The organism is Streptomyces sp. MH60, assembly GCF_002939385.1.
In the GTDB taxonomy this organism is placed as follows: Bacteria; Actinomycetota; Actinomycetes; order Streptomycetales; family Streptomycetaceae; genus Streptomyces.
This window is the reverse complement of the sequence record NZ_MULI01000005.1, coordinates 84,154-100,750: the sequence shown is the minus strand read 5'-3', so window position 1 is coordinate 100,750 and position 16,597 is coordinate 84,154. Positions and strand designations below refer to the sequence as shown.

13 protein-coding genes are annotated in these 16,597 nt (G+C 71.8%); 3 read left to right on the top strand and 10 right to left on the bottom strand.

Translation table 11 applies throughout. The features are described from left to right. Nucleotides 1-312: 312 nt before the first annotated feature. Nucleotides 313-543 (top strand): DUF7455 domain-containing protein, encoded by a 231-nt coding sequence (locus tag BZZ08_RS06060; RefSeq protein ID WP_007445070.1) that lies wholly within the window; start codon nucleotides 313-315, stop codon nucleotides 541-543. Nucleotides 544-654: 111 nt separating this feature from the next. Here the strand turns inward: BZZ08_RS06060 and BZZ08_RS06055 are convergent, their stop codons facing one another. From BZZ08_RS06055 to BZZ08_RS06025, 7 genes are all read right to left on the bottom strand, one after another. Next, nucleotides 655-1,512 carry a S1 family peptidase gene (locus BZZ08_RS06055; RefSeq protein WP_104631091.1) on the bottom strand — a complete coding sequence of 286 codons (858 nt, stop codon included), beginning with the start codon at nucleotides 1,510-1,512 and terminating at the stop codon, nucleotides 655-657. A gap of 165 nt (nucleotides 1,513-1,677) precedes the next feature. Then, nucleotides 1,678-3,210, bottom strand: coding sequence for an RNA polymerase sigma factor (locus BZZ08_RS06050; protein ID WP_104631156.1), 1,533 nt, complete (start codon nucleotides 3,208-3,210; stop codon nucleotides 1,678-1,680). A 423-nt stretch (nucleotides 3,211-3,633) separates the two neighbouring features. Further along, nucleotides 3,634-4,521: a sporulation transcriptional regulator WhiH gene (gene whiH, locus BZZ08_RS06045; RefSeq protein WP_104631090.1), complete on the bottom strand. Its 888-nt coding sequence runs from the start codon at nucleotides 4,519-4,521 to the stop codon at nucleotides 3,634-3,636. 163 nt (nucleotides 4,522-4,684) lie between these two features. Continuing rightward, nucleotides 4,685-6,742, bottom strand: coding sequence for an ABC transporter ATP-binding protein (locus BZZ08_RS06040; RefSeq protein ID WP_104631089.1), 2,058 nt, complete (start codon nucleotides 6,740-6,742; stop codon nucleotides 4,685-4,687). 55 nt (nucleotides 6,743-6,797) lie between these two features. Next, a complete protein-coding gene (locus BZZ08_RS06035; RefSeq protein WP_104631088.1) occupies nucleotides 6,798-7,556 on the bottom strand; it encodes an NUDIX hydrolase in 759 nt (252 codons plus the stop codon). 131 nt (nucleotides 7,557-7,687) lie between these two features. Next, complete coding sequence (locus BZZ08_RS06030) at nucleotides 7,688-9,211, bottom strand: DUF4192 domain-containing protein (protein ID WP_104631087.1); 1,524 nt, start codon at nucleotides 9,209-9,211, stop codon at nucleotides 7,688-7,690. 108 nt (nucleotides 9,212-9,319) lie between these two features. Beyond that, a complete protein-coding gene (locus BZZ08_RS06025) occupies nucleotides 9,320-11,479 on the bottom strand; it encodes a RecQ family ATP-dependent DNA helicase (protein ID WP_104631086.1) in 2,160 nt (719 codons plus the stop codon). 288 nt (nucleotides 11,480-11,767) lie between these two features. Here BZZ08_RS06025 and BZZ08_RS06020 point away from each other — a divergent pair, with 288 nt between their 5' ends. After that, nucleotides 11,768-12,382, top strand: a complete 615-nt coding sequence (locus BZZ08_RS06020) for a hypothetical protein (protein ID WP_104631085.1) — start codon at nucleotides 11,768-11,770, stop codon at nucleotides 12,380-12,382. Between the two features lie 196 nt (nucleotides 12,383-12,578). On the opposite strand, the gene BZZ08_RS06015 is transcribed toward BZZ08_RS06020, so the two are convergent. The 3 genes from BZZ08_RS06015 to BZZ08_RS06005 all read right to left on the bottom strand — a co-directional run bounded on the left by BZZ08_RS06015 (nucleotide 12,579) and on the right by BZZ08_RS06005 (nucleotide 14,692). Beyond that, entirely contained in the window at nucleotides 12,579-13,220 is a 642-nt protein-coding gene (locus BZZ08_RS06015) for a hypothetical protein (protein ID WP_104631084.1), read from the bottom strand. A gap of 68 nt (nucleotides 13,221-13,288) precedes the next feature. Further along, nucleotides 13,289-13,990: a ribonuclease HII gene (locus BZZ08_RS06010; protein WP_104631083.1), complete on the bottom strand. Its 702-nt coding sequence runs from the start codon at nucleotides 13,988-13,990 to the stop codon at nucleotides 13,289-13,291. A gap of 81 nt (nucleotides 13,991-14,071) precedes the next feature. Next, nucleotides 14,072-14,692, bottom strand: a complete 621-nt coding sequence (locus BZZ08_RS06005; RefSeq protein ID WP_104631082.1) for a TetR/AcrR family transcriptional regulator — start codon at nucleotides 14,690-14,692, stop codon at nucleotides 14,072-14,074. Nucleotides 14,693-14,878: 186 nt separating this feature from the next. Here BZZ08_RS06005 and BZZ08_RS06000 point away from each other — a divergent pair, with 186 nt between their 5' ends. Beyond that, nucleotides 14,879-16,426 carry an MFS transporter gene (locus tag BZZ08_RS06000; RefSeq protein ID WP_104631081.1) on the top strand — a complete coding sequence of 516 codons (1,548 nt, stop codon included), beginning with the start codon at nucleotides 14,879-14,881 and terminating at the stop codon, nucleotides 16,424-16,426. Nucleotides 16,427-16,597: the final 171 nt, after the last annotated feature.

The window sequence follows — 16,597 nt, the reverse complement described above, 5'->3', positions numbered from 1 at the left end:
GTCCAGGGTCGCATGCCTGTTCGATCCCTCGATGGGGTGAAGTACACATCACGTTCCCTTCGAGGCATGAACCATTTAGGCTCCGGGCACGTCCTCATGAACAAACCGGCAACCCAGCCGGCGGGACCGACCCTGACCGACCGCGCGAACCCGTACGACACAGAGACACGCAATACGGCACATTCGCCGCCAATCGGCAACAGCCGGCCCCTCGGAAAGTTTTTTCGAGGAAAAGCCACGAGCGGGAACGTTTTGGGGCTGGTTGGATGTTGACCCTGGTACGACAGCTCGTCGAGCTAGAGAAGAGGCGACGTGACTACTGTTCTGACTTCCGCAAGCCCGCTGACGGCCGCCGATCGCTGCGACCGCTGCGGCGCCCAGGCATATCTGCGCGTCGTCCTGCTGAGCGGCGGAGAACTGCTCTTCTGCGCCCACCACGGTCGCAAGTTCGAGCCGGAACTCAAGAAGATCGCCGCTGAGATACAGGACGAGACGGAGCGGCTGACGGCCGTTCCGGCATCTTCCGCCGAGGAAGAGCGCTGACTCGACGCGCCCGACGACGAGCCGAATCGGCACAGGCCGATGAACGGGCGGCCGCCTCCGGATTCCGGAGGCGGCCGCCCGTGCTCGTACTCTGAAGGCTCTCAGCGGCCGTCAGACGCCCCCGCGCTGCCGCACGGCCGTGCCGTCCCAGCCCAGCGTCCGCAGTATCGAGGAGACCCGCGTGTACACCCCGGGACTGCCCGGGCGCCCGCAGCCGCTCCCCCAGGACACCAGGCCGATGAGCCTCCCCTGGCCGACCAGTGGTCCTCCGCTGTCCCCCTGACAGGCGTCGCGGCCACCGGCCTCCTCCCCGGCGCAGAGCATGGTGCTCGGGAGGTACCGCCCGTCGTCGCTCCCCGGATACGCCCGCTCGCAGGACGCGTCGGGGAGCACGCGCACCCGGGTCGCGTGCAGGCCGTTCGCGTAGTCGCCCGCGCCGGAGGTGTCCCCCCAGCCGTAGACGAGGGCACCCGTGTCCGGTGTGTAGGCGGGGTCGCCTTCCGCGGCCATCCCTATGACGGAGCCGGCGGGCAGCGCTTCGGAGAGGGTGAGCACCGCGAAGTCGCCGGCGTTGCTCCCGTCGTCGTGCTCCGGATTCACCCACACGGAGCGGACGCGGATCTCCTGTCCCTGGTCCGACAGCAGGTCGGTCCGGCCGGCGATGACCTTCAGGTCGTCCACCTGCTCCGGTGGCGACCCGAGCACCCCCTCCCCCAGGCAGTGGGCCGCCGTGAGCACGGTGGTCCGGCCGACGGCCACTCCCCCGCAGAACTGCCCCGCCCGCGTACCCCCGAACCGGTCACGGCTGGACAGGGCGACGGTCCACGGGCTGTCGGACACTTCGACCGGGAATCCTCCGACGACGATGCTGTCGGCGGCCGCGGGGGCGGCGGACCCCAGCGGTATCGCGGTCGCCGCGGCCGCCAGCACCAGCGGCCGGGCCAGTGTCCGGGCAAAGAGACGACGCATGCGGGCTCCTCACTCCTAGGTGGTCATGAGACACCCAGAGTGATCCAGTACGCCGTGTCGCGCACCCGCTGCCCAGCGCGAAGGCCCGGTCCGCACCAGGCGGGACCGGGCCTCCGTCACTCGTACCGGCTTGTCGTACCGTCCGCTCGTACTGCCTGCCGCGACCTAGTCGAGGTAGTCGCGCAGCACCTGGGAGCGCGACGGGTGCCGCAGCTTCGACATGGTCTTCGACTCGATCTGGCGGATGCGCTCACGCGTGACGCCGTACACCTTGCCGATCTCGTCGAGGGTCTTCGGCTGACCGTCGGTGAGACCGAAGCGCATGGAGACGACGCCCGCCTCGCGCTCGGACAGGGTGTCGAGCACGGAGTGCAGCTGCTCCTGCAGGAGGGTGAAGCTGACCGCGTCGGCCGGGACGACCGCCTCGGAGTCCTCGATCAGGTCACCGAACTCGCTGTCGCCGTCCTCGCCCAGCGGGGTGTGCAGCGAGATGGGCTCGCGGCCGTACTTCTGGACCTCGATGACCTTCTCCGGGGTCATGTCGAGCTCCTTGGCCAGCTCCTCCGGGGTGGGCTCGCGGCCCAGGTCCTGGAGCATCTGGCGCTGCACGCGCGCGAGCTTGTTGATGACCTCGACCATGTGCACCGGGATACGGATGGTGCGGGCCTGGTCGGCCATCGCGCGGGTGATCGCCTGGCGGATCCACCAGGTGGCGTACGTGGAGAACTTGTAGCCCTTGGTGTAGTCGAACTTCTCCACGGCGCGGATCAGACCGAGGTTGCCCTCCTGGATGAGGTCCAGGAAGAGCATGCCGCGGCCGGTGTAGCGCTTGGCCAGGGAGACCACCAGGCGGAGGTTGGCCTCCAGCAGGTGGTTCTTGGCGCGGCGGCCGTCCTCGGCGATGATCTCCAGTTCGCGCTTGAGCTTGGGCGCGAGCTTGTCGGAGTTCGCCAGCTTGTCCTCGGCGAACAGACCGGCCTCGATGCGCTTGGCGAGTTCGACCTCCTGCTCGGCGTTGAGCAGCGGGACCTTGCCGATCTGCTTGAGGTAGTCCTTGACCGGGTCGGCGGTGGCGCCGGCCGCGGCGACCTGCTGGGCCGGAGCGTCGTCCTCGTCCTCGTCGGACAGCACGAAGCCCGCGTTCTCGGTGCCCTCGGGCTCCTCCGTCGCGGCCTTCGGCTCCTCGGTCGCCTCGTCCTCGAGAAGCTCGCCGTCTTCCTTCTTGGCGGTCGTCTTCTTCGCCGCCGCCTTCTTGGCGGTCGTCTTCTTCGCCGTCGCCTTCTTGGCGGTCGTCTTCTTGGCCGCCGCCTTCTTGGCGGGCGCCTCTTCGTCGATGGCGGGCTCGGCGGCGGGCGCCGCCGGGGCGGCGGGAGCGGCCGCCTTCCTGCTGGTCACCGTCTTGGCCGCGACCGCCTTCGTGGCGGTGCGCTTGGCGGGACTCTTCGCTGCGACGCTCTTTCGGGTGCGCTTGGGCTCTGCGGCACTGACCATCAGCGTCACACCCTCTTCCTCGAGGATCTGGTTGAGGCTGCGCAGTACGTTCTTCCACTGAGTGGCCGGAATCTGGTCAGCTTCGAAGGCCCGACGCACGTCATCGCCGGCGATCTGCCCCTCAGCCTTTCCCCGCTCGATGAGCGCCATGACAGAGACGGACTCGGCGATCTCCGGCGGGAGCGTACGGGATGTGCTGGCCGACACGAACAACCTCTCGGAACGTTGAAAAACGGCTTCCAGCCCCGTCCACGGCGGACAGGGGCCGACCACCGGCTTGGGATGGGCCGACGGTGCGGGCGGGCCGGGGAGATGCACAGCGCCGTGAACGGCGTCCGTATTCCTCCGCGGCTGTCACCTCTTAGGTCATCGTGTTGTTCCCAAGAGCGTTACGCCCAATCCGCGTGGCCCGAGTCACACCCCATAAGCGATCAAAACCGGTCAGATGTGGATGAACAAGGTCATCGACTCATGCGTTCCGGCCACACCGGGAAGGCTCAGTCTTTCATCAGACCGTCGGACCCCGCGGAACCATCAGCGGTTCCGCGGGGTCCGACGGTGACGGCGGCGGCCGGCCACTGCCACAGGAGGGGTTTGGCGTGTCCGGACCGCGCCGTTCGGCGGAAGCGGTCAGTGCTCGCGAGGGGCGGGCACCACGCGTTCCACCTCGGGGTGGACGGTCAGAACCTGACGCATGGCCGCCTCGGCCGCCGCGCCGTCGCCGGTGGCGAGGGCGTCGACGATCCTGCCGTGCTGCGCGAGCGACACGTCGTTCGGCCGGTCACAGCCCGTGACCGGGCCGCCGGAGACATGGAGTGCCGCGGAGACGATCCCGGAGAGATGGTCCAGCATCCGGTTGCCCGCGACCTGGATCAGCAGGCTGTGGAACTCGGCGTCCGCGCGCGAGAAGGTGAGCGCGTCGCCCTGCCCCATGGCGTGGCCCATGATCCCGACCATGTCGGAGAGCCGCTGCTGGACGTCCTCACGCCCGTGCCCGGCGGCCAGGCGCGCGGCCAGCGGCTCGATCGTCCAGCGCAGCTCGCTCAGCTCGCGACGCTGGTCGTCGCGCTGCGGGCCGAAGGCACGCCATTCGATGATGTCCGGATCCAGGAGGTTCCAGTCACTGACGGGGCGCACCCGGGTGCCGACGTTGGGACGGGCGCTGACCAGCCCCTTCGCCTCCAGCACGCGAAGGGACTCCCGTACCACGGTGCGGGAGACCTCGAAACGCTGCCCGATCTCCTCGGGCACCAGCGGGCGGTCGGCGCCCAGGTCGCCCGAAACGATCATCTGGCCAAGCTGCTGGACGAGTTGCCCGTGCAGTCCGCGGCCACGGTTGCCCGCGGTGCGCCGGCCCACGCGGCCCAGCTCGGGCTCCACCCCTTCCCAGGAGGGCGCCCCGACGCGGTCGACGGAAGGCGTCTCCGCGTACGGGTAGCGGTCGAGTTCGCCCGGGTTCGCGAGGCCGGAGTCGGCGGAACGGGCGGCGGTCATCATGGTGTGCGCAAGGGTACTCACGCATCCTTTGTCGGCGCTGATCCCAACTCCCTTGAGGTCTTTGGTGAAAAGCACACGAAAGGGTGATCGCTCACCCCGTCGCAATTGACGCCTTATCGGAAAGAAATGGGCTTTCCCCGGGGAGTTGCGCACACGGTCGGAACGGAAGGGTGGGACAAGGGCGTCAAACCCTGCTGCGCAAGGTCGTGAGCAGATAGGCGCAGAGCAGAGCGGTCAGCGACAACGTCATTGCGCCGCTCACCGGTTGGGCGATCAGGCGCAGGATCTCGGCCACATACCGCTCCCCGCCGAACGGCCACTGGGTCAGCAGGACTTCGCGCACCCGCATCGGGAACCCGGCAGCCGTCCGCACGGACGGGCCCGTCCAGACCTTCTGTACGAGCGGTACGACGACGACCGGGACGGCGACCACTGCCGCCAGCCCGGCGGTGGTGGACCGGAAGACACCCGCGGCGAGCACTCCGGACCAGGCGCACCCGACGACGAGTCCGAGCCAACCGGCGCTCAGCGCGGGCCAGTCGGCGGGGACCTCCGCGAGCTCCGGGCCGTAGAAGAGACGGAGCAGCTCGGCGTCGCACCCCACCGTCAGGGCGGCCAGCAGCAGTGCGGTCGCGGCGGAGACGAGGAGTTTGGCGGTCAGCAGGCCCATGCGGCGGGGCACGGTGCCGCGGTCCGCCGCCAGGGCGGGATGGCGGAACTCGTCGCCGAAGGCGAGGGCGCCGAGCAGCCCCGCGCCGAGTGCGGCGGGCGGCAGCGGGAGCTCCCGCGGCCACGCGGCCAGGAGCCGCGGCTGCGGGGTGTGTCCGACACGGGCCAGGATCACGGCGGTGACGGCGGACACGAGGAGCACGACCGCACCGGTGACGAACCCGGTACGAACCCCCGCCGCACGACGGAGTTCGTAGCGCAGCGGACGGAGGGGGCTGGGGGCGGAGCGGACGGAGATGGGGGGCGGAAGCGTGGCGTCCGTATCCCGGGCCGTCGCGCTGCCGGGGATCAGGCTGCTGGAGTGGCGCGGGGCGCGGGGCGGGGCGGCGTCGGGTGCGGAGGGCCCGGGGGATCCCGGGGGTCCGGGGGGTCCGGAGGGTCCGGGGGGTCCGGGAGGTCCGGAGGGTCCGGGAGGTCCGGGGCGGTCGCCGGGGGCGAGGGCTTGGCGGGGGCCAGGGGCTCTGTGCAGGACGGTACCGGGTGCGGAGCCGTCAGGGTCTCCGGCCGTGTCCGCGGCTGCGTCTTCCTCCGTGGCGGGTGACGGGCGCGGCGTGCCGGACGTCTCGGCGTCCTGCGCACGATCGGCGTCCGCCGCCCGTCGCTCCTGCTGCCGGGCTGCCGGGATCCCACCGGCCCCGGGGCCCATGTCACCTACCTCGTCGGCCAGTTGGTGTACGAGGATCCCGTGCCGGAAAGCCGTCTCACCGATGTCGGCGCACGTACTGCCGTAGACCGCGAGCCGGTTGCCGCCCTCGCGGACCACCTCGACGGAACGGCGTGCCGTGCGGGCCTCCTTCGTCACCAGGGCGGCGAGGCGGGCGGCGTACGGGCTGCGTACGGCGACACGGGGTCGCAGCCGGGTACGGGAGAACTCCGCCGCCTCCTGGTCGGCGACGACCCTGCCCCGCTCCAGCGTGACGACGTGGTCGGCACTGCGCGCGGCCTCCTTGGGGTCCGCCGTGCTGAACAGGACCGTGCCGCCCTGGGCGGCGTGGGCACGCAGTGCGCCGTGCAACCGTCGGGCATCCTGGGCGGAGAGTGCGCCGGCGGGGTCGTCGAGGACCAGGGTGTGCGGGTCGGGGACCAGCGCGCAGGCCAGTCCGAGGCGTCGGTCCATGCCGCGGGAGAGGGTGCCGAGGCGTTCGTCGCGCAGGTTCTGGAGACCGGCCGACTCCAGGACCTCGTCCGCCCGGCTGACGGGCACGCCCGCCGCCGCGCACAGCATGCGGAGATGGCCGCGCACCGTACGGGCGGGGTGGCCCGGAACGTCCCCCAGCAGCACGCCCACCTCGCGCGAGGGGTGGGCGATGCGGTGCAGGGGGCGGCCTCTGAAGTAGGTGAGACCGCGGCCCTGTTGGAGCCCGAGCATGAGTCTGAGTGCCGTCGTCTTGCCGGCGCCCGATGCTCCGAGCAATGCGGTGACGCGGCCCGCCCGCGCCTCGAACGAGACGTCGTCGACGGCGGGCGGAAGCTCCTTGCGAGGGTTGCTGGTCAGTCCGAAGGCCTGGATCACCTGTAGCAGAATAGCGTGTGATATCCGGTTTTTCGGGCATCGTGCGGGCCCGGCGTCACACCTCGGGGCGGAGCATCGGGGGGTTGAGGAGGGTCGCGCCGCCCGCGCGGAAGAGCTGAGCGGGACGGCCGCCCTGGCGGGTGGTCGTACCGCCGGTGGGGACGAGGAAGCCCGGAGTGCCCGTCACCTTGCGGTGGAAGTTGCGCGGGTCGAGCGCCACGCTCCACACCGCCTCGTAGACACGGCGCAACTCGCCCACGGTGAACTCGGGCGGGCAGAAGGCGGTGGCCAGTGACGAGTACTCGATCTTGGAGCGGGCCCGCTCCACCCCGTCCGCCAGGATCCGGGCGTGGTCGAAGGCGAGCGGCGCCACCGCCTCGCCGGCCCGGCCGTAGCCGCTCTGTTCCAGCAGTTCCTCGACCGGTGCCCAGCGGGCGTTGCTGGCGTCGCCGCCCGCTCGCGGTGCGGGCAGGTCGGGGGCGAGTGCGAGGTGGGCGACGCTGACCACCCGCATGCGGGGATCGCGCTCGGGGTCACCGTAGGTCGCGAGCTGCTCCAGGTGGGCGCCGTGGTCCTGGTTGGGCGCGGCCGGGTCGTGGACGCACAGCCCGGTCTCCTCGGCCAGCTCCCGCGCCGCCGCCTGCGCCAGGTCCTCGTCCGCCCGTACGAACCCGCCGGGCAGGGCCCACCGGCCCTGGAACGGAGGCTCCCCCCGGCGCACCGCCAGCGCGCACAGGGAGTGACGACGCACGGTCAGCACGACCAGGTCCACAGTGACGGCGAAGGGCGGAAAGGCTGACGGGTCGTAGGGCATGCGGCGATCATAGTCGTCTGCCTGACGATAAACACTCCCTGCGCCAACCGCTTCGGGTACTGATCCACTTCCTTCCGGCCTGCGCCTCACCGCCCGTTCCCGCGCGCTGCGCGAGGACGCGTCGCACCAGCTCAGGACCACGACGCCGGCGAGCAGGGCGACCCGCGGCACCCGCGCAGGTCCCCGAGGCCGCGGCCACCCGTGTCAGGGGCACTCGCCGTTGTCTTGGCTTCCGCGCCCCGCCGTACCCGCCCCGTCCGGGCGAGCCGCCTTCCGGCCTGTGACCGGCGTTCCCGAGGCGGGCGGCGGCGGACGGCATGGGGCGGCGGGGAGAGGGAGCGGTTGCGACGCCGACCGCCGGGCGGTGAGGCCGCCGAGGACCGGACGGGCTCCCGCGCCCCGGACGGACCGCCGTGTGCGTCGTCGTCCGCGGTGGCGGCTCCCGCGCCCTCGCCGCCTTCCCTGCCCTCGCGCAGGCAGCGGCGGATCGACTCGGGGTCGAGACCCTCGTTGCACGCCTGGTGCAGGAGTCGGGCGAAGAGGTAGTCGGGATCCGCGCCGAGGGCCATGGCCAGCGCCTCCCGAGCCTCCAGTTCGTCACCGGTGGACCATGCGACCCAGCCCGCGAGGGTGAGGGGCGCGGCCGCGTGCTCGCCGTACGGCCCGACGCAGCGCCGGGCCAGGGCCCGCCAGAGGCGCATCGCGGGGGCCGCCTCGTCGCCCTCCATCCATGCGGCCGCGCGGTCGCGTGTCGTACGGTCCTGGAGTCCCAGGATCAACGCCGCCGCCTCGTCGTGCCCCAGCAGCTGGTCGTCACGCAGGTCCTCGGCCGGCACGCCGGACACGGGCGGGGCCTCGGTGAGGCGTCGCATGAGCCGCTCCGCCGCCTCCAGCGTCTCCTCGGCCACCTCCGCGCGGCCGTCGGCGTCGAGGATCCGGGAGACCAGCACCGCGGCGGCCGCGTCGAGGGCCGCCGTCTGCTCGACCGCCACCGCGTCCTCCCTGGGCAGCATCCTGGCCCGCAGCTCACTGAGCGAGCCGCGCACCTGGATACCGGCGTAGGTGGCCGCGGCGGCCAGCACGGACGTGCCCGGCAGTCCCATGGGGAGGCCCTCGGCCGGGCAGCAGGCCGCTTCGTCGCAGCAGTACGACCAGAAGCGTCCGTCCGAGATGCACAGTGCTTCGACGACGGGAATGTCCAGGGCGCCGCACTCGACGCGCAGCTTCTGGGCCAGCGGTCGCAGTCGCTCCATCACGTCCCTGCCGGTCTCGCCCCGGCCCGGTTCCTGGCAGAGGTAGGCGACCATCTGCTCGGGCCGCACCCCGCGCCGCTCGCTTCCGGTCACCAGACCGTGGACCAGTTGCCCGGCCGCGCCCGCCCAGTCGTCCGGGCTCGCCGGGATGCCGAGCCGTGCGCGGCCGCCGAACCGGCCCCGCCCGTCCCTGTCGCGCAGGGCGGCCAGGACGATGCTGTCCTCGGGGCGGTATCCGAGCAGGTAGGGCAGGGCGTCGGCGAGTTCGGCGGGGGTGCGCAGGGTGACCTGGCGTTCGTCTCCGGGGCCCTCGTGCGGGGCGCGGTGCGTCCGACCCGGCTGTGCGGCCTGCGAGATGTCACCGTTCTCGGAGGATCCAGTCGTTTCGCTGTGGTTCGTCATGACTCGACGATCTCGCGGATCGGGAGGCTCCGCTTTGGCCTGTGGATAACTGTCCGCAGGGACACGTCACCTTGTGCGGTCCCGGACCGGCTCCGAGGACCGGAACCCCTAACCGGCCAGGGCCAGGACGAGCGGGAGCACCTCGTCGGCACCGGCCTGGCGCAGGAGGCGTGCGCCCACGGCCAGGGTCCAGCCGGTGTCGCTGTAGTCGTCGACGAGCAGGACCGGGCCGGTAGTACCGGCCAGGGCGGTGGCGAGTTCGCCGGGCACGGTGAACGACTCGGCGAGGGCGCGCAGCCGCTGGGCCGAGTTGCTGCGGTGGGCGGCGTACTCGTCGGCGTGCGGGGTGTGGGCGAGGCTGCCCAGCAGCGGGAGCCTGCCGACCCGCGCCACTCCCTCGGCCAGTGAGGCGACCAGCTGGGGGCGGGTGCGGGAGGGCATGGCGACGACACCCACGGGCCGCGCCACCGCGTCGGGGGAGCCGGTGGCCCAGCCGCCCGGTGAGCGGGCCCAGTCGGCCAGCACCGTCACGACGGCGCGCAGCACGTCGTCCGGGACCGGGGCGTCCGCCGCCTGCGCCGACAGGAGCGGCCGCAGACGGTTGCCCCAGCCGATGTCCGACAGCCTCCCCAGCGCCCGCCCGGTGAGGGCCTGCTGACCCGCGGGAATGCGGCCCTTGAGGTCCATCCCCACCGCGGCGAGCCCGGTCGGCCACATCTTGCGCGGCTCGACCTCCACGCCCGGACGGTCCAGCTCGCCCGTCGCCGCCGCGAGGGCCGCGGAGGAGACGGCCGGGTCGAGCCAGGGTCCGGCGCAGGTGTCGCACCGACCGCAGGGGGCCGCCTTCTCGTCGTCGAGCTGCCGCTGCAGGAACTCCATCCGGCACCCCGTGGTCGCCACGTAGTCCCGCATGGCCTGCTGCTCCGCCTGCCGCTGTCGGGCCACCCACGCGTACCGCTCCGCGTCGTAGGCCCACGCCTGCCCCGTGGCGGTCCAGCCGCCCTTGACCCGCTTGACCGCGCCGTCCACGTCCAGGACCTTGAGCATCGTCTCCAGCCGCGAACGGCGGAGGTCCACCAGCGGCTCGAGCGCCGGGAGCGACATCGGCCGCCCGGCCTCCTCCAGCACCGCCAGCGTGCGCCGGACCTGCTCCTCCGGCGGGAAGCCCACCGAGGCGAAGTACGCCCAGATCGCCTCGTCCTCCCGCCCCGGCAGCAACAGGACGTCCGCGTGGTCCACCCCACGCCCCGCACGTCCCACCTGCTGGTAGTAGGCGATGGGGGACGAAGGCGACCCCAGGTGCACGACGAACCCCAGGTCGGGCTTGTCGAAGCCCATGCCCAGCGCCGAGGTCGCCACGAGCGCCTTCACCCGGTTCGCCAGCAGGTCCTCCTCCGCCTGCAACCGGTCGGCGTTCTCCGTCTTGCCCGTGTAGGAGGCCACCGGGTACCCCCGCTGGCGCAGGAACGCCGCGACCTCCTCCGCCGCCGCCACCGTCAGCGTGTAGATGATCCCGGACCCGGGCAGATCTCCCAGCCGCTCCCCCAGCCACGCCAGCCGGTGCGCCGCGTCCGGCAGCTCGAGCACGCCCAACCGGAGGCTCTCCCGGTCGAGCGGCCCCCGCAGCACCAAGGCGTCCCCGGCTCCCGTGCCCAACTGCTCCGCCACGTCGGCCGTGACCCGCGCGTTGGCGGTCGCGGTGGTGGCCAGCACGGGCACCCCGGCCGGCAGCTCGGCCAGCATCGTGCGCAGTCGGCGGTAGTCGGGGCGGAAGTCGTGGCCCCAGTCGGAGATGCAGTGCGCCTCGTCCACCACGAGCAGACCGGTGGTGGCGGCGAGCCTCGGCAGCACCTGATCGCGGAAGTCCACGGAATTGAGGCGCTCCGGGCTCACCAGGAGGACGTCGGTCTCACCCCGCTCGACCTCCCCGTGGATCGTGTCCCAGTCCTCCGGGTTGGCCGAGTTGATCGTGCGCGCCCGGATCCCGGCCCGCGCGGCCGCCTCGACCTGGTTGCGCATCAGCGCCAGCAGCGGGGAGATGATCACCGTGGGCCCCGCGCCACGCCGGCGCAGCAGGGCGGTGGCGACGAAGTACACGGCCGACTTGCCCCAGCCGGTGCGCTGCACCACCAGAGCGCGCCGGTGCTCCTCCACCAGGGCCGCCACCGCCTGCCACTGATCCTCCCGCAGCCGTGCCGAGCCCGCACGGTCACCGACGAGCTCGGCGAGGACGGTGTCGGCTTCGGTACGGAGTTCCACGTGGTCCATGCCCCCATGCAACCCGATGGCACTGACAATCGGCGAATCCGGAACGGACCGCGACGCGTGCCGTGCCCCATGCGTCGTCCGGAGACACTCCGGGTAGGGATATAGGACGCACATCAGCCGATATGGGTCCTCGGGCTCAATTGCTCGTTGCCGCATCCCAGTTCGACAGGAAGAATTGAAGTCCGCTCCCCGCACGGCCCCTCCGTGACCCGGCAGGGCTTCGCTGCGGTGCGCGCTCCCCGAATCCGACCCTGCCCGCAGTATGGGCGCGTAGCCGAAGGGAGGAACGTGACCTTCGGATTCGCTCCGTCCTCGGCGGCCTCGCTTTCGTCGTCCGCCGCTTCCGCCACTCGCATGCTCGAACCGGCGGAGTGGGCCGCCGCCGGGATCCCGCTGCTGCGCAATCCTCGCGAGGTCGTCTCCGGACTGCACGCGCGGCACCGCCCCGAACCGGCGACGGCGGTCGTGGCCGTACTCGACCCGGACGAACGACTGCGCGCCAGCGCCTCGTTCACCAGCCGCCGCTCCCCCGCCGACGGCTGGATGTTCCGCAACGCACTGCTCTCCCAGCTGCGCCGGGTCATTCCGCACGACCTGCGGCGCCGCACTCCCGTGCGCACCGCCGTGCTGCTCTACTGCCGTGAGGGCGACGCGCGTTGGACGCAGGAGGACGGCGCGTGGATGTGGGGGCTGCGGGACGCCTGCACACTGCACGGGCTGCGCTGCGGCGCGTACATCACGCTGACCCGGGACGGCTGGCAGGTCCTCGGCGAGGGCCGCGGCGGGCGTCGGCCCAACGCGGCGTCGGCGCCGGAGCCCTTCGCCACGGCGGAAGCCCCGCCCCCGCCACCACGCACCGGCGGCGTCGCCTCGGACGTGCTGCGCCGCGCCGCGGCCCGCTGAGCACCCCGGAAGTCCGGGCTCGGGGGCCACAGCGGACCTGCCCGAGGGGCGACCCGACTCGCCCGTGACCCGACCGATCCGCTACGGCGCCGGATGTCGTCGGGTACCCGGGCACGCCGGAACCGCCTCCGTACGGGGGGGTTCCGGACAGCGCCCCGGGGTCACACCGGCGTCCGCCGCACTCGGCGGAACGGAGTCAGACGCCCGCGCCCAGCACCGAGTTGATCCGCTGCGGATCGCCGCAGACGATCAGCAGGGCGCCGGCCCGCGAGTGGGCCACGGTCAGGGCGGTGACGGCGGCGGCCTCTGGGCCGCCGTTGAGCGCGACCACGACCACGGCCCGCGACGCGGCACGGTCCGCGACGGCGGCGTCGGCGTAGAAGACGTCGTCGCCCGCGTCGTGCTGCGCCCAGTAGGCGGCATCGCCGAAGGACAGTTCGTGGGCCGCCCACGGGTGGACTTCGCCGGTGGTGATCACCAGCACGTCGCCGGGGGTACGGCCCGAGTCCAGCAGCAGGTCCACGGCCTCTTCGGCGGCGTCGAGCGCGCCGTCCGGCGTGGCCGGGATCAACTGGATCTGCGGGGCGGCTGGGGCGGCCGGGGCGGCCGCCGGGGTGGCCGGACCCGAGGGTCCGGGTTGGGCCGCGACCGTGTCGCGCGACACGCGTTGCGCCGGCGGTGCCGGCCGCACCGGGCCGGGACGGCCGGGGCGCGGCGGAGCCGCGGGACGGGGGCCGGGTACGGGGCGGGGGGTCGGCGCGGTGCGGCCACTGGCCGGAGTGGCGCGGGGACCCTGGGCCTTCTCGTGAATCTGAGGCTCCTCGGGAATGAGAGGCATGAGCTGATATCTATCAAACGTTGGTGCGGCTCGCGTCGGCGGGTGGCACATGCCTGCGAGCGGAACCGTCAGAAATCGAATCCGAGCTGACCCTCGATTTCCGGAACGCTTCCGTCCACCCAACTGCGGACCTTCTTGAGGTGCCGCCACTGGGGCAGCGCATCAAGATACGCCCACGACAACCGGTGGTGCGGGGTGGGGCCCCGCTCCGCCAGTGCGGCCTTGTGCACGGGCGACGGATACCCGGCGTTGTCCGCAAAACCGAAGTCTGCATGGTCGACACCCAGTTCGGCCATCATTTTGTCGCGCTGGACCTTGGCGAGCACCGAGGCCGCCGCGACGGCGACGCAGGACTGATCGCCCTTGATCACCGTACGAACCCGCCACGGGGCGCCGAGGTAGTCGTGCTTGCCGTCGAGGATGACGGCGTCGGGACGGACCGGCAGGGTCTCCAGGGCACGCCCCGCCGCCAGGCGCAGCGCGGCGGTCATGCCCAGCGCGTCGATCTCCTCCGGTGAGGCGTGCCCCAGGGCGTAGGACGTGACCCAGGTCCGCAACTCCACGGCGAGTTCGGTGCGTCGCTTGATGGTGAGCAGCTTGGAGTCGGTCAGGCCGACCGGGGGTCGGCGCAGTCCGGTGATCGCCGCACAGACGGTGACCGGGCCGGCCCACGCGCCGCGCCCCACCTCGTCGACACCGGCAATGATCTTCGCTCCGGTCGTGGCGCGAAGAGAGCGCTCGACGGTGTGAGTAGGTGGTTCGTACGGCATGGCGCACCTAGCGTACGCCGCTGCGATCCCCCGGCGACACCCCGGTTGCCCGAACGGGGCCGGTCTCCTCGTCGGCCGGGGTCAGGGGCCGTCGGGCCGCAATAGCGGGACCATCAGCTGGTCGATCATTTCCTCCAGCTCGCGGTCCGTCCATTCACTTGCACAAATCTTCGATCGATACATCATCATCGCCGGGATGGCGTCGAAGACGTATCCGTTGGCCGCGTCGTGCCGGACCTCTCCCCGCTCCATTCCGCGGTTGATGACCTCACACAGCACCTTGAGGGTCGGCTCGACCACCCCCTTGATGATCACGGCATGGAAGCGCTCCGCCTGCCTGGTGTCGCATTCGTGAATGACGGAACGCAGAGCGAATCCGGGGCGGCTGTACATCGCGTCGCGCGCCCTGCGGCAGAGCTCCAGCAGATCCTCGCGCACGCTTCCGAGGTCGGGAACGGTGTCGAAGTCCGGCAGCCCGGACCGCAGCGCATCCGCGACGAGGTCTTCCTTGGACGGCCAGCGCCGGTAGACGGCCGCCTTGCCGGTCTGTGCGCCCGCGGCCACTCCCTCCATCGTCAGGCCGTTCCAGCCGACGGTGCCGAGTTGGTCCAGCGCGGCCTCGAGGATCGCGCGTTCCAGGACCGCGCCACGCCGGCGGGAGGGCGTCTGGGCGGAGGCGGCCGCCCAGTGCGAAGGAACCATGTCGGGGGTCTCCAGAAAGCGGTGAAAACGGGTATTCGGGGATGAAGCACGCCTCGCGCGGCCACGACGGGGGACCGGACGCGCGACGACACGACAAGTGAACGGTTGCGTTCACTGTCTCCGGGTCACTAACGTTGAAGCAACAGTGAACGCGAGCGTTCACTAAGTCATCGTGGGGGACACATAGTGACAACCTCTTCTCTGATCAAAGACCAGAAGCCGGGAGCGGCCCGCCGGGAGGGGCATCCCGGCATCGCACTCGCCGTCATAGCGGCCTGCCAACTCATGGTCGTACTCGACGCGACGATTGTGAACATCGCGCTCCCGCACATTCAGAACGCGCTCGACTTCAGCACCACCGACCTCACCTGGGTCGTCAGCGCCTACACGCTCACCTTCGGCGGCCTGCTCCTGCTCGGCGGCCGAGCCGGTGACATCCTCGGCAGGCGCCGCGTCTTCATGACCGGCATCCTGCTCTTCACCTTCGCCTCGCTGCTCGGCGGCTTCGCCCAGGAACCCTGGCAGCTCCTCGCGGCGCGCGTCCTGCAGGGCATGGGAGGCGCGATCGCGTCGCCCACGTCGCTGGCCCTTATCACCACCACCTTCCCAGAGGGGCCGGAACGCAACCGGGCCTTCGGCGTCTTCGCCGCCGTGTCCGCAGGTGGCGGCGCCATCGGCCTGCTGGCGGGCGGCATGCTCACCGAGTGGCTCGACTGGCGCTGGGTGCTCTTCGTCAACGTGCCGATCGGTGTGCTGATCGCCGTGCTGGCGCCGCTCTACATCAGCGAGTCCGAACGGCACTCCGGCCGCTTCGACATCGCCGGGGCGGTGACCTCGACGGCGGGTATGGCGTCTCTCGTCTACGGCTTCATCCGGGCCGCCGACGAGGGCTGGCGGGACAACCTGACCATCGGCTCCTTCGCGGCCGCCGCGGTCCTGCTGCTCGCCTTCGTCCTCATCGAGCAGCGGGCCAAGGAACCGATCACGCCGCTGAAGATGTTCGCCGACCGCAACCGCTCCGGCACGTACCTGATCATGCTGAGCCTGGCCGCGGCGATGTTCGGCATGTTCTTCTACATCGTGCTGTTCGTGCAGAACGTGCTCGGCTACACCCCCATCGAGGCCGGTCTGGCCTTCCTGCCGGTCACGGTCGTGATCGCGCTCGGCGCGGGTCTGTCGCAGCGCTTCCTGCCCGTCTTCGGCCCCAAGCCGTTCATGATCGCGGGTTCGGCACTCGCCGCGCTCGGGCTCGGCTGGCAGGCCCTCATCAGCTCCGACAGCTCGTATGTCGGCGGGATCCTGGGACCGATGCTGATCTTCGGCTTCGGCATGGGGCTGAACTTCGTGACGCTGACGCTGACCGCGGTCTCCGGGGTGGCCCAGCACGAGGCGGGTGCGGCGTCGGGTCTGCTCAACGCGATGCAGCAGGTGGGCGGATCGATCGGTCTCGCCATCCTGACGACGGTCTTCGGCACGGCCAGTCGGGACGAGGCGAAGCAACAGGTGCCGGACTTCCTCACCAACGGTTCGCCGGAGCAGAAGGCGGAGTTCGCCCAGACCCACCAGCTGCCCGCGCCCTGGTCGCACGACGTGCTGGCACAGGGCATCTCGGCCGCCTTCATCCCGGCCGCCGCCATGGCCGTGCTCGCGCTGGCCACGGCCTGGCTGGTGATCCGGGTGCGCAAGAGCGACCTGGAGGCCCTCTCCGGCACGGCCGGGCCGGGTATGGGCTGACCCCGCGGGGCCCCGGGCCGGGCGGGGTCCCCCGGTGGGCGTACCGCACGCCCACCGGGGCCCGCCCGGCCGGCTCGCGGTCGCCCGAGCGCGTCTCGGCGGGGCGGCGGACAGCACGAAGAACAGCGCGGCGAACAGCGCGGCGAACACCGACAGTGCCTCCACGGCCCA